15 protein-coding genes and 2 pseudogenes are annotated in these 12,171 nt (G+C 50.1%); 12 read left to right on the forward strand and 5 right to left on the reverse strand.

Going from position 1 to position 12,171, the window contains the following annotated elements:
* From RMSM_RS16090 to RMSM_RS16100, 3 genes and pseudogenes are all read left to right on the forward strand, one after another.
* Nucleotides 1-894, forward strand: a pseudogene (locus RMSM_RS16090) (type I restriction endonuclease subunit R); the annotation flags it as partial.
* A 25-nt stretch (nucleotides 895-919) separates the two neighbouring features.
* Complete coding sequence (locus tag RMSM_RS16095; RefSeq protein ID WP_008698241.1) at nucleotides 920-1,816, forward strand: hypothetical protein; 897 nt, start codon at nucleotides 920-922, stop codon at nucleotides 1,814-1,816.
* Nucleotides 1,813-2,550, forward strand: coding sequence for a hypothetical protein (locus RMSM_RS16100; RefSeq protein WP_008698243.1), 738 nt, complete (start codon nucleotides 1,813-1,815; stop codon nucleotides 2,548-2,550). Before RMSM_RS16095 ends, RMSM_RS16100 begins: the two co-directional genes overlap by 4 nt.
* A 51-nt stretch (nucleotides 2,551-2,601) precedes the next feature.
* Here the strand turns inward: RMSM_RS16100 and RMSM_RS42010 are convergent, their stop codons facing one another.
* Together RMSM_RS42010 and RMSM_RS42015 are read right to left on the reverse strand one after the other, a co-directional pair.
* On the reverse strand, nucleotides 2,602-3,144 hold the full coding sequence (locus RMSM_RS42010) for a tyrosine-type recombinase/integrase (protein WP_008698244.1): 543 nt from the start codon (nucleotides 3,142-3,144) through the stop codon (nucleotides 2,602-2,604).
* Nucleotides 3,137-3,601, reverse strand: coding sequence for a site-specific integrase (locus tag RMSM_RS42015; RefSeq protein WP_008698247.1), 465 nt, complete (start codon nucleotides 3,599-3,601; stop codon nucleotides 3,137-3,139). The genes RMSM_RS42010 and RMSM_RS42015 overlap by 8 nt, the downstream gene beginning before the upstream one ends.
* Nucleotides 3,602-3,840: 239 nt before the next feature.
* On the opposite strand from RMSM_RS42015, the gene RMSM_RS16110 reads away from it, so the two are divergent.
* From RMSM_RS16110 to RMSM_RS43780, 9 genes are all read left to right on the forward strand, one after another.
* Nucleotides 3,841-4,587: a hypothetical protein gene (locus RMSM_RS16110; protein ID WP_008698249.1), complete on the forward strand. Its 747-nt coding sequence runs from the start codon at nucleotides 3,841-3,843 to the stop codon at nucleotides 4,585-4,587.
* 542 nt (nucleotides 4,588-5,129) lie between these two features.
* A complete protein-coding gene (locus tag RMSM_RS16115; protein ID WP_008698251.1) occupies nucleotides 5,130-5,978 on the forward strand; it encodes a hypothetical protein in 849 nt (282 codons plus the stop codon).
* Nucleotides 5,979-5,989: 11 nt separating this feature from the next.
* A complete protein-coding gene (locus tag RMSM_RS16120) occupies nucleotides 5,990-6,445 on the forward strand; it encodes a hypothetical protein (RefSeq protein ID WP_144057697.1) in 456 nt (151 codons plus the stop codon).
* A 182-nt stretch (nucleotides 6,446-6,627) separates the two neighbouring features.
* Nucleotides 6,628-6,915, forward strand: coding sequence for a hypothetical protein (locus RMSM_RS16125; RefSeq protein WP_144057698.1), 288 nt, complete (start codon nucleotides 6,628-6,630; stop codon nucleotides 6,913-6,915).
* 22 nt (nucleotides 6,916-6,937) lie between these two features.
* Entirely contained in the window at nucleotides 6,938-7,639 is a 702-nt protein-coding gene (locus RMSM_RS16130; protein WP_040767390.1) for a hypothetical protein, read from the forward strand.
* A gap of 58 nt (nucleotides 7,640-7,697) precedes the next feature.
* On the forward strand, nucleotides 7,698-7,931 hold the full coding sequence (locus RMSM_RS16135; RefSeq protein WP_008698256.1) for a hypothetical protein: 234 nt from the start codon (nucleotides 7,698-7,700) through the stop codon (nucleotides 7,929-7,931).
* 404 nt (nucleotides 7,932-8,335) lie between these two features.
* Nucleotides 8,336-9,085 carry a bifunctional DNA primase/polymerase gene (locus RMSM_RS16145; protein ID WP_008698258.1) on the forward strand — a complete coding sequence of 250 codons (750 nt, stop codon included), beginning with the start codon at nucleotides 8,336-8,338 and terminating at the stop codon, nucleotides 9,083-9,085.
* Between the two features lie 102 nt (nucleotides 9,086-9,187).
* A complete protein-coding gene (locus RMSM_RS41790) occupies nucleotides 9,188-9,445 on the forward strand; it encodes a hypothetical protein (RefSeq protein ID WP_173405127.1) in 258 nt (85 codons plus the stop codon).
* The gene (locus RMSM_RS43780; RefSeq protein WP_008698260.1) at nucleotides 9,393-9,575 is read left to right on the forward strand and encodes an excisionase family DNA-binding protein; all 183 of its coding nucleotides are present in this window, start codon (nucleotides 9,393-9,395) and stop codon (nucleotides 9,573-9,575) included. The genes RMSM_RS41790 and RMSM_RS43780 overlap by 53 nt, the downstream gene beginning before the upstream one ends.
* Before the next feature lie 33 nt (nucleotides 9,576-9,608).
* Here the strand turns inward: RMSM_RS43780 and RMSM_RS16155 are convergent, their stop codons facing one another.
* The 3 genes and pseudogenes from RMSM_RS16155 to RMSM_RS16165 all read right to left on the reverse strand — a co-directional run.
* Entirely contained in the window at nucleotides 9,609-10,601 is a 993-nt protein-coding gene (locus RMSM_RS16155; protein ID WP_008698262.1) for a tyrosine-type recombinase/integrase, read from the reverse strand.
* Between the two features lie 405 nt (nucleotides 10,602-11,006).
* The gene (locus tag RMSM_RS16160; RefSeq protein WP_144057699.1) at nucleotides 11,007-11,501 is read right to left on the reverse strand and encodes a hypothetical protein; all 495 of its coding nucleotides are present in this window, start codon (nucleotides 11,499-11,501) and stop codon (nucleotides 11,007-11,009) included.
* 457 nt (nucleotides 11,502-11,958) lie between these two features.
* Nucleotides 11,959-12,171: pseudogene (locus RMSM_RS16165) on the reverse strand (hypothetical protein); the annotation flags it as partial.

Here is a 12,171-nt window from a genome sequence, read left to right on the forward strand (position 1 = left end):
GATCGGATTGAGGCGATCAAGGATGGGGCCGAGGCAGTTAGAGCAACCGAACAAATTAAACGCACTTTTGAGATTTTGGCGACGGAAGTTATCAAGCGCTTCCGAGCGTTGAACATGGAGCCGAGCGTTTACCAGTTTGCTGAACGCCGTGACAACCTGGAAGCGATCTATAAGAAGGTGTTGCAGAAGCGAACCGTCGCCGATGTGACGGCCATCTTGAAGGAGTTGCAAAAGATCGTCAGCGAATCAATTGCTACCGCTGGCCCTGGCTCAGATCACGCTGAAGGATTGACGCTCGACCTAAGCAAAATCGACTTCGAGAAACTCGCCGATGAGTTCGAGAAGAAAGGTACACGCAAACGATCCACCGTCCAAGACATTGCCGACCTACTTGAACAGCGTTTGGCCGCGATGGTAGCGACCAACCCGCTGCAAATGGATTATTACAAGAAGTATCAAGAGATCATCGCCGACTACAACCGAGAGAAAGACCGAACGACGATCGAAGAAACGTTCCGCCGCTTGATGGAGTTGAACGCAGAATTGGACGACGAGGAAAAGAAGCTAGTATCGGAAGGCCTCAAAGACGAAGAACAGTTCCTGTTCCAGCTACTTCAACGCGATGACTTAACCAAAGCCGACCGTGAACGACTCAAGCAAGGCAGCCGCCAGCTACTCGAATCGCTCAAGACATTGATCGGACCAATGCACGAATGGTGGGAAAAAGAGCAAACCCGTGCCGAGATCGAAGTCGAGATCCTAGACCAGATCTTCAACGTAATCCCCATGCCACCGTACAGCGAAGACGACGCAAAAACCTACGCCGAACAAATCTACCAATACATCTGGCAACGAAGCGAATCCGGAGCGTTCCCGGTCGTTTCTGCCGCGTAAACCGACCTAATTCTTGGGCACAACTATGAGCAGTATTGTCACCGTCTCGAATCGTGATCGTGGGTTTGCGAGGCTAGGTCCGGAAACCGATCCGATATATCGAGCGTTGCGAAACTTACTTGAAGCACGCGGATATGAGCATGAAGTTCAAGGCAGTGACATCTGGGTCAGGTATGCAAATCGCTGCAACGGACCATTTCCAAATAACTACGCTCGAATCGTCAATACTTTCTCATCGTTCGAGGGCGTTTCAGGCGATTTCGCTTGGCTGCATGAGCTTGATGCGAGATATGACGGTGTTGGTCAAACCGCTAGTGCAGATGAATGCCGTGAGCTATTTCAGAAAGCTGCGTCTGATCCTGATTACAAGTTTCTTCATTGGCTCGATGCAGCATTAATGCTGTGTCGTCGCGAACAGCGTCGTGATTTCATTGCTAACGACTATCTGCCAGCATTCATGAATCGATTTCCGGAGGGACGAATCGTATTCATTGGCACGAACTACGATTTAGATGAACGCCTTCCGCTTTTACGCCATGGGAATTTCTACCAAATCAACGGACGCCAGGCCATCGATGACATGAGAGCACACAACGTTAGCTCACCAGCAACCGCGTCTGCCCTACATCTTTCAGGTGTCCTAGCCTTGGATAACGCACTGTCCGTGCTTATGGCGAATCTTCTTCCACTCAGAACACATGTGATTGGTGGGACAATGCAGCTTCGCGTTGTCTATCTTTTCGGGGAGGACAATCCTTCCGTCATTGACCGTGGCCCACACCCACGGGAAGAGATCGAACTGCAGAAACCGACTTTTTTCTACGCGGCGACGATCCGGCAGATTTTGCCTCTCCAACTGACGCGCTTGGTGGTTGGTCAGGACGGTATAGGAACGGGACGTATCCTGGTGACCAGAGTGTGATTGACCTAATCAGATTCTTTCTCGATCGGTTTAATTTGCATGCAGAAAACCGACTAGAGGTGTGCAACTTCACGGACAACGACCAAGTGGACTTTATATCCGCGTTTGAGAAATATCTGACCATCGATCGCATACTGCTGGAGTGCTTAATGATTGCGACGGCTACGGATGCCGCAACAGCACGTTTGATGACTTTTGCAGTTTTGGATAAGTTCCAGGAACTCTGCCGTTTTCCTGGCGTTCAGCACACTCGCAATTTCCATTTCATGTGCACACGACAGTTCTTGACGGATGTGTTGACGCCTAGTTTTGCTCAGATGCCTCAAGTTTGGCGAGATTTCTTCACGACGACTGCCACTAATCTATACGACGATCTCTACGCCGTAGTTGAATCAGATCGTGGCGTCTGGCCGTCACACTTGGTGCAAGCAAATGGTGTTCACGTTTACAGGAACTATGACAACAATACTCGTGAATTTGTTACACGGGCCAATCCGTACGACCTGGACGATTTCGTCGGGGAGTACGTGCGTGCAGCGAGAAATACTCACCATGGATACGTGTCTGACAGCGACCGACGACGACGTTTTGCGTGCATTGGATCTTTGTCTACAGCCTTTGTTCCGGATTCGTTCACGCAGCTTCCTCTATTGATCGCAGTAGCAGAATTTGTAAATCCGACCTTACTCTCTGGTCATCATTGGCTAGATCAAAGCAGCGTTGAGTGCGTGTAGCAGACACCTCGGTTGAACCGGCAGCGAGCAGATGCCGGCTACTTGAATGGGTTATATCAAGATGCGTTCAACTTCATCTAGCGTAACCGCATCGCTTGTTCGGTTATAGAGATTCGTCGTTTTAGACGATGCGTGGGCGGCCATTTGCTGTGCCTTTTCGAGTGTTCCACCAGCCATCAGGAACGCGGTGATGCCTGTCGCTCGCATCGTATGATTGCAGATCGTTGTTCCCAGGCCGGCTGCTCTCGAACGGCGTTTGACCATCCAACGAGCGTATTCGGTTTGCATCCGGTTCTCCGAAAGATTGCGCCGCCGATCAAGTGAGCGGAACAACGGTGTGCCGTTTTGGCCCCAGAGATTGCCGCCGTCCAAGTAGGCGATCATGGCCTCTTCCGCATGGTGGTTAAGTGGCATTTCATGGTGCCGACCGTTCTTCTCGTGAAGTCGAACCCAGTATCGTCGACCGTTCTGATACACGTCGTCCACGTTCATAGCGACGGCTGCTCCGATGCGGGCGAATGTGAACAGCATAAGTGAAATCAACGCCTTGTCGCGGAGGCCACCGATCTTGTCGGTCTCGATCGAGTCAAGCAAGTGCCGAGCATCTTGTGGTTGCAGGACGGGGGTCGTTTCCTTTGACGATACTCAGTCGCGGCCCTTTGACCGACAACGCTGGGTTCTGGCGCAGCAATCCGCCGGTCACGAAGTAGTCAAACATCATTCGGATCGCGGCCAAGTGCTGTTTGACCGATGCTTTGCTGTACCCGTCCAAAAGCTCTTCGACGTAGAACGCGATCATGGTCGGTTCGATGTCGGCCAGCCGCGTGAGGCCACGCTGGTCGATCCAGTGGCAGAAACGATCGACGGCTCGAACGTAAGCACGTCGCGTGTGCTTGTTGCGAATTTGAGCGGTGAAGAATTCGACAAATCGTCGTTTTGTGTCGTGGCCAGCATTCTCAATCAGTGCCGGCACGGTCGCCGCTTCAGTGATCGAGTGCGTCACTTGACGCGAAGTGAATCCGATGTCTTGATCGCTCTTGGGGAATTCCATTTCTTTGAGGGGAAGTGATTTTCTAAATGCATCTGATAAAGGACGTTATCAGATGCAAAAAAGAATACACGAAAGTCATCGAACCAGAAAGCGATTCAAGCATAAGTCGTGACTATGTCAATCAAACTTCAAGCGTGGATCGCAAGAGAACGTAAAAAGACATCAAAATTGTTGCGCGTCAATCTATCCAGTTTTAGTCTCCGAGTAGTTCTTTCACTTTCACTACTCAGGAGCATTCAATGCAACCCGCGATTGAAATCAAGCGATGTGCGTTAAGTGCATTGCCTAAAGAAGCATCTTCGGAGACCTGGAATCCAGTGTCTCATCTTTCCGTGCTTCAAATGCTTGATACTGCCATAGCTAATGCAGGCTTCAAAGCAACTAGCGAAACAATCCTTGTTTCGAAAGCTGGGAACCGACTATTTGCCACTCTGGATCTAAACATCAAGGTTGGTGAAACAGAGCGTCTTATCGTCGGTGTTCGCAACAGCCATGACAAATCGTTTTCGATGGGTCTCTATTACGGAACTCGTTCTCGAGTTTCCAAATGCGTTTCTTTCGCTGTTGATGCAGTCACACGCAGACGGCATACACCGAATGCAGACACCGTTTATGCCGATGAAATCGACGCTGCTGTACATCAACTAAAATCATTTGCGGAGGATCAGTCGATCCAATTTTCCGCGATGAAAAATAGATTCTTTAGCGTGTGCGAACCGGAAGCGATTATCGTTCACGCTGCGGAGGCATCGGCGATACCTTGGCGTTACGTGCCAAAAATTCTCTCTGAGTGGCGGCGACCGTCCCATCGAAAGCATCGTGGACAGTCACAGTACCACCTATTCCAATCGTTCATTCAAGTGTTTGATGACCGGTTTAAGCGATCACCGATTGAGGTTGCATCCGAGTTGGTACGGCTTCACAATTTTTTTCGTCACTGTGACGTGAAAGTAAACTTCACTCGGGAAAATCAAAAAAACCAGTGAAAAACAGCCTCAGCTCAGGAAATGAGCTGGGGTTTTTCTACAGGGTTTGCCTGCACCCAAAAGCTAATTTTCAAGATTTTTTTTAGAACTAGCCTCTTGAATTCCATGGGGACACTTGCGTATCCTTCAATTGCACTTTGGTCAGTGTTGTGTCTGTCGGCAATCGACAGATGCACTTATTCGAATTGGCGGCTTTGGCAGGTCTCTCCATGAAGCTTAGGTTCATGGGGAAGGCAATACTGACCAAAGCTGCTTGCCTGGCGAGTCAGTTAGCCCTAAGCGACGGCTGGCTCGCTTTTTAATGCATCTATCTTTTGCCACAGGTATTACCTGTGAGCCTCTTTGGTTCACTCTGAACCCACTAACCCTAGTTCGATCAATGGACTTGGAAGAATTCAGCCGTCGTTTCGAGGGTGATCCTCGTGTTATCGAACCAGAGCAACAATTCACGTTGAGGCAACGAATCATGCAAACAATTGAACGTTGGACTTGGCGGGCAGTCATCTTATTTATCGGTTACTCAGTCTTAATGGGGGTTATCAATGGATGGCAACGTTCTGATCGGGGGCAAGACGGGATCAGGCAAGAGCGAACTTATCAAGACGTTACTGGATGGTCAGGTAGTGATTCTGGACGGACAACCGAACGCAACAGCCCACAGCTATTGGAAACATTGCCTGCTCAACCGAATACGAACGGCCTACGAGAATCTGGACGACTACGAACGCTTTATTCCCCTCAGAGTGTTACCGCTTGCAACGGGTGCCACACAACGCAGGGCGGAAGAACAGAAACATATAGAGTCACTCCTAGAAACCCTTATACGCAGACGTGGGAGTGCTTCGACGGATGCGAACCCGCTTATTGAACAGGTCACCGAGTACTGGTGTCGATTGGTCTACGCAAACGAACGGAGCTTAAAAGATGCACTACAGATATTCCACAACCGAGACATGCTCAACGAGTTCATCCTCGACTGCACAGACGGTGAAGTTCGGGCATGGTGGCAAAGTCAACCGAGTCACCCAGCGAGTTTTGAACGGATCGTTGGAGCAACAAGCCGTTTGTTGCAACCCCTACGGATGCCCGCAGTGGGAGTTCGTCTGTCACGTTCCAGTGACTTTATCGACCTCATCGACGCAGGATTTAACTACTTAAGTGACGGTGGGAGATCGATCACCCAAAGCGAGTTACGGTTCATCAACGCAACCAGACTCAAAGAGATCATTCGATACAAGCAGCAAGGCGGAAAGCGAGAGCTAACAGTAGTAATTGAAGAATCGGAAGCGATGGGCATGATCGGACCACAAGAAGCAATCGCAATTCAAACGCTACGCAAAACCGGTCTTCGTTGGATCATCGTTTGTCAGGAGCCAGCATGGGACGAATAACAACAATCGTAATGCAAAACACGTCTCACGTATGGATGTGTCAGGGGTCGCCAGAAGCAGCGGAGATTGCAGCGAAAGACATACTCGCAGTGCTCTTTAACCCTCGTTTAACGAAACAGATTTATGAACGTACGAATCTTGTCGGCGACGACGAGTTCTTAGAACGAAAAATTGAATCGTACACACCTCAAGAACAACTAGCGTTGATCATGCGGTGGTTATCGAAACTAGAAGTCGGCGAATGCTTTGTAAAAGTCGATGGAACCGTTCGCTTTTGCCGAACAGTGGAAATTCACAACCCCATTACTGATGAACATGCAGAAGAGGCAAGAAAATGTCAGCCATGGCTCTCGCACGTAGAAGAGATGAAAAACTCTTTGGATTCACCGACATCCACCCCTCAACCACCTCGCAACTCGTCACCGCTGGAATCTTTCCAAACTACAAAGTCGCCTCTAGAAGAGTGACACGAATAAAGAAGCGTAAACGTGGGCGAAAGCTACGGACTGTCGGCAGTGTTGCCTTACACATGACTGGACGTGAAGCAAACGTTATTTGTGGGTGGAGACCTCGCCATTTATTGCACGACGTGAAACTGACAAGTGCATTGCTCCAACTTGGTTTACCAATGCTGAATTGGAAGCGTGGCATGAACACAAACAGCGAACTGAAACCAGACGCTGAAATTGAAAAGATGATGGTCGAATACGACATGGGCACCGAGGGCAAGAAGCAAGTACAGCGACAAGCCAAGCGATACACCAAAACGAATTCTTGGGTGCTCTGGGTGTTCCAGAACGCCAACCGTTTCAACCTACTTGAAGGAGCTGCACCGACAAGCAACACGCTCATGATGGTCGATGGGTCGGACACGATCTACGACCTCAAAGGGTACGCCGTACCTGTAGATAAATTGGTCGAGATACTCGGCACTTAACCCACAACCAGTGAGAAAACTTATGCAGACTTTAATACCTGCCAAGCAAGCAGTCTACGAAGCTATTGCCCCTCGGGGAATCGTTAGCGATCGCAAGATGCACCGCAAGAATGCGGAAATGATGACCAAGGTAGACAATGTAACCAAAGCGTTAAGCATGGTCGCAGAAGTCAAACCTCCGTCTGTACCAGCGGTTCATTCAAAAGATGACGTTGATGCAAACGCTCTACTGATCGCTGAAAAGATTGCTGAGCAATTGATCGGCGACAATATCGGTCGAGCAGAGATCGTACCGCAGGGATTGCGTTGCACGTTCTTTGATAAAGAAAAGGATTTCGGGATTATGAATCACACGTACCGCAATGTTCGGCATACGCATGTGATCGCACGTCCGAAAGATCGACGTTACCCGTTCCATGGTTCGATACCAAAGAAGGGGCAACAAATCATCGACACGTTGTGTGAAGCTGGTCTACAACGCCAAATTCGCATTGTCACTGGTGACTTGATCGGTGAAGACGTGCGGAAGGTCAAGGAATGGAAAGAGCGAACTGCATTTGGTTCGTTTATTGATAGTAGTGGTGCTGCGATTCTTGCGGGTGCTGCTGCGGTCGGAACAGCTATCGTCACTGGTGGTGCGGCTCTTGCTGCGTTGCCTGCGACCTTTGCGGCTGATCCTTGTATTTTGGTCGGCGATCTGTGCTTGTATGGCTGGGTCGACTGATAGGAGAAAGTGGCAAGGATGCCTTTTTGGGTTTTTCACTCTACGAAAGATTTAGAAGATGAATGAGATTACTCGAATTGATGCAACTGAGATTTCAACGAACAAGATCGTTGAAGATGCACTCGCCATGATGCGAGAAAAGCTCAGTGATGCCGCCGACATTATTCAAGCTGCCAACGGTGCTGGCTTGGATTACAAGCGGGAACCAACGATTGAGATTATTACTCAACCTGACGGTACGGTGATTAAGCGGGTTACATGTCTGGAAGAAATTTCACTTGACCCTGTGTAATCGTACAGCTCGCCACAACGAGTTGCTGCCTTCGGGCAAGTAGCTACTTACCCCCTTTCATGATGAAACTCTATTTTGGAAAGCGAAAGCGAATCATGTTCGCTGAAAACTACGGACTAATTCAATGTCAAATGATTTCCGAATCAAAAGGCAATAGTCACAAGACTGTAGTGAAGCTCTTAAAGCGAGACGGCAAGAAGTATCGCCAGATTGGTGAAATACCTCTTGAGAACTGCACGGATATGCAACAAGCAATTCAACGATGCTTCAAACAAGCATCCATTGCATTGCAGCGGGTGTAAGCAACGAGGAGAGCGTTTTGTGGAACGCTCCCCCTTTTTGACAAGATTGAACCTGTCGATAAGACAGTACCACAAAGCACAAGTCTCTGGCAAAACAGAAAAGTGGATACTCTCAGTCACGCAATTCGAGCATTGGAAATGGGGTACAGCGTTATTCCGGTTCTGTACAAAAGTAAGCGTGCAGCAGTCTCGTGGAAGCGGTTTCAGAAAGAACGACCGAGTCTGGAATTGGTCAAAAAGTGGTTTGGAGATAAGCCGCTTAATATTGGGATTGTGACCGGTGCTATCAGTGGCATCACCGTTGTCGATGTCGATAACCCGAATGCAATGGATGAGTACCAGTTCCGCTGTAACCCGTCGGGTTTGTCGGTCAAGACAAGCAGAGGCTTCCACTTTTACCACTCTTATTCACCGAGTGGAAACAAGGCAAAGGGCGGTCTGGATTTGCGTAACGATGGCGGCTACGTGCTGGGTGTCGGAAGCGTACATGAGAACGGCCACGAATACGTTTACGACGAAACTGGTTCGATGACGCCCTTTGATCGAAACTGGTTCGAAGGCACGAACAGACAGCTCAAAGCCATCATGAGTAGTGGGCTGAACTACGACATCGCGGTGGCGAGTTGTGTCAACTACGTCAGAAAAATTGACCCTGCTATTTCTGGATCGGGTGGACACAACACATGCTTTCGAGCGGCTTGCAAGATTGCCGAGTTTGTCGGTTCTTTTTTGAGTGTCGATGAAGCCATGCCAATACTACGGGACTATAACGAGCGGTCACAGCCGCCGTTCAGTGAACAAGAGCTACGGCACAAGCTTGAAAGTGCCTATCGAGCGAAAGGCTTCCTCTGATCTGCCGGGAATCAGTTTTAAAAGCAAGCAGAGTTTCGCTTTGGTGAGAGCGTTTCTTGCCACAGCAATGTTGGTTCGTTTACGAGAGTAAAGGAGAATGAAGTGGAAACCATGAAACCCGTGTGTGTAGTTTACAGTATTGGCAAGCAAAAGTGCAGTTTCAGCGGTAAGACCGCCGAGGGTGCAGTTGTTTCGTTTGCCGACAAGTCAGTCGTGAGAGAGTTTCTTTCATGGGTGATGATTCGCAAGCTTCTAGCATTCAAGGAGAAAGCCGCCAATGCACAGTCCGAAGCAAGTAGCGGAACGCATGAACGTCAGCCTAAGTCTGATCTACAAGTTGATCAATCAAGGTCTGCTTAGCTGTTACCGATTCGGCAGTGCGATTCGCGTCTCTGACGAACAGCTGAAATCGTACTTGGAATCGAAAAAGAACGATGCCCCGAAGCCTAAGAGGCGTAGAAACCAAAGGCTCCGAGACATCGAACTCTAAATAAGAAACCCGTTACTTCGGTAGCGGGTTTTTTCATGCTCCCCTTTTGGCTTGTCGGAGCATGTAATCGTGGTCTTGCGCGACGTGACTGTACACTTCGTCGATCATTCGGGTTGAGCTATGACCAGCCAACTTTGCTACAACATGGCTATCGACCCCGGCCATCAGTTTCTTGGTGATGTTGGTGTGTCGCATGGCGTAGTGCGTGAAGTCTCGGCCGTGTTTTTCACGAATACGCTGGAACTGACATTTTACCGCGTCTTTCGTCCAGGCGTTACCGAGTCGGTTTCTGAAAATTGGACCCTCGGGGTTCTCCTCCGATAGACGCTTAACGACCTCCAACGCCCGCTCGGTAGGAATGTAGAATAAGCGAGTTTTTCCGCCTTTCGCTCCTTCCTCTACCTTGATCAAGGCCAACTGCCTTTCAAAATCGATTTGTTTGGCCTCTAGACGCTTCGTTTCTTGCGGTCGGCACCCGCAATCCCACGAAACAATCATGAGATCCCTGAAGGCCGGAGAAACGTTCTCAAGAAGCCACTTAAAATCTTGGTCAGACACAACCTTGGTCCTTCTCTTGGCCTTGGGCTTCTCCATGCCGGCGATCGGATTGAACCTCAGTCCCCTATTTTTTACCGCCCAATTGAACACACGAATGACCGCGGTCATCGCGTTGCGTTTGGTAGTAGCGTTCCAGGTCGTCGCGTCTTGCATCCACCGGGTGACGTAGGCGGGAGTCATTTTCCCCACCGTCACATCGGGATACTTGTCGGTAAACGTTTCCAGGATCTCTTTGTATCGCTCAGTCGTTTTCTTGGCGCGATGCTCCTTGCACCAAAGGATGAAATCGCAGATCACGTCCTCGACTAAGTCCTCTTCGCTGGTGTTTGGATCCTTAGCCGCCATGAGCCGATAGAATTCCTCTTCGGCTTCTTTTTTGTCGGGACCGAGGTTGTGGCGTTTTCCGTTGATGGTCACCATCCAGACCTTTCGGTCCTTGCGATACCACAGCTTGTTTTTTCTTCCCATTGGATTCTCGCAGTTTAGTACCCGAATAGTACCCACGAGAAGAAAAAAGGCAAGAAACACCGTGTTTGAGCGACTTTAACCCCAGTCTGTCGATCCGGAGGTTGCGGGTTCGAGTCCCGTCCGCGTCGCTTCTGAAAAAGCCCGACTCGAAAGAGTTCGGGCTTTTTTTTTGCGCGTTTGATCTCCGACTTGCTCGCTTTGGGCGATTTACAGAGCTGGCGACCCGAACAATGACTGGCCTGAACAACGACATTCGGTTGGAAACAGCCAGAAGTCCGGGGTTGGCTCTACCCAGCAGCCCAGCAATCCCTCATTCGCCCGCACTCTTCTTGTGTGGCGGGGAATCATTTAGCGGGGCTCACATTTAAGCAGCGGAACGACTGCTTTCGATTAGAACACGAGACACTAACGGGCTGATTCAGAATTCGATTGGTACCCGACGTGACGTACGGCTGACGGCGCAGCATCGTCCTGTTTCAGCGAACTCGACTGGAGCATCGCAATCCTGGCACCCTGAGCAGGATCGGCAATCGCATACTGAGCCGGAACATCAGCAGTCACACTGGCGGGAAGCCTGAACATTGCTCCGGTGACGCCATCAACGATGGCCCCCAAGCCGCCACCTACGAAAATATTCCCGGCAGTCCATGGATCGATGCCCGCCTGCAGTTCACGATGTTGAGTAGATTCACCGGCGCCTGCGAATGTTACATTGTATTTTGCACGTCGAAATGGGGCGGACTTGGCCGGCAACGTGACCTGCTCCGGCGTCATCCCCTGATGAACAAGTTGGTTCTGTTGATCGTGAACCGCGAAATAAGTTTTGCCGCCACTGTTCTCGAAGCTGACTGGGTACTCTTGGTTACTTGCAATCGTGGCACACCCTTGAAACAGAGGCACACAAAGCACGATCACGAAAAGGCACGATTTAGTATTTACTAGATTCAAGGCAACGCCCTTTCAACAACTGAACCGATAATCTTGCGTCTGCTCAAATCTCATCGTCGAACGCCGCCCTGCAATCCGCTAAATCCGTGCGCAACATGATAATTTGTGCCGAATTTAACGAATCCGATGCTTGCAGCCACCCTGACAAGTCAACAGAAAACAAAACCAAACCCCGTGGCCACGGACACTCCCCAAAACAGGGACGGAGCATGTTTCTGGGGAGTACAAACATAGCGCCGAAGAGTTAAGACAGGAGATGCGGCGTGCCCTCAAACGCGCGCTACATCAAAACGTCGCCAATCGCGATTCTTCTTGCCAAACTCGTGACAAATGCGACTGAGCGTACGCAGTGCTTTTATCGGCGACACGTCGCCACACTTAACAGCTAAAAAAGAAGAGCCCTCGTAAGCTAATCCGCTTGGGTGAGTAGCTCTCGGGCTCGTCGCCGCAAATGATAGCGGCGGTGGGTGCGGTGGCTGCGCAGCGGATCGATGCTCTCGGGGCGTCCGGCGACCGTGCAAAACAACCGGCCAAAGTCGCTGACCAATTCGCACCATGTCTTGGTGTCCAAGCCCAGTCGCTTGAGCACCGGTGGTAGGTCTGCCGGTGTCTTGCCTCGCTT

The sequence above is a fragment of the Rhodopirellula maiorica SM1 genome, from assembly GCF_000346295.1.
Lineage (GTDB): Bacteria > Planctomycetota > Planctomycetia > Pirellulales > Pirellulaceae > Novipirellula > Novipirellula maiorica.

Coding starts and splice junctions, on each gene's coding strand:
- RMSM_RS16115 (WP_008698251.1), top strand. CDS start 5,130: ATGGATGGCAACGTTCTGATCGGGGGCAAGACGGGATCAGGCAAGAGC.
- RMSM_RS42015 (WP_008698247.1), bottom strand. CDS start 3,601: ATGGAATTCCCCAAGAGCGATCAAGACATCGGATTCACTTCGCGTCAA.
- RMSM_RS16125 (WP_144057698.1), top strand. CDS start 6,628: ATGAACACAAACAGCGAACTGAAACCAGACGCTGAAATTGAAAAGATG.
- RMSM_RS16130 (WP_040767390.1), top strand. CDS start 6,938: ATGCAGACTTTAATACCTGCCAAGCAAGCAGTCTACGAAGCTATTGCC.
- RMSM_RS16120 (WP_144057697.1), top strand. CDS start 5,990: ATGCAAAACACGTCTCACGTATGGATGTGTCAGGGGTCGCCAGAAGCA.
- RMSM_RS16110 (WP_008698249.1), top strand. CDS start 3,841: ATGCAACCCGCGATTGAAATCAAGCGATGTGCGTTAAGTGCATTGCCT.
- RMSM_RS16135 (WP_008698256.1), top strand. CDS start 7,698: ATGAATGAGATTACTCGAATTGATGCAACTGAGATTTCAACGAACAAG.
- RMSM_RS16155 (WP_008698262.1), bottom strand. CDS start 10,601: ATGGGAAGAAAAAACAAGCTGTGGTATCGCAAGGACCGAAAGGTCTGG.
- RMSM_RS43780 (WP_008698260.1), top strand. CDS start 9,393: ATGAACGTCAGCCTAAGTCTGATCTACAAGTTGATCAATCAAGGTCTG.
- RMSM_RS16095 (WP_008698241.1), top strand. CDS start 920: ATGAGCAGTATTGTCACCGTCTCGAATCGTGATCGTGGGTTTGCGAGG.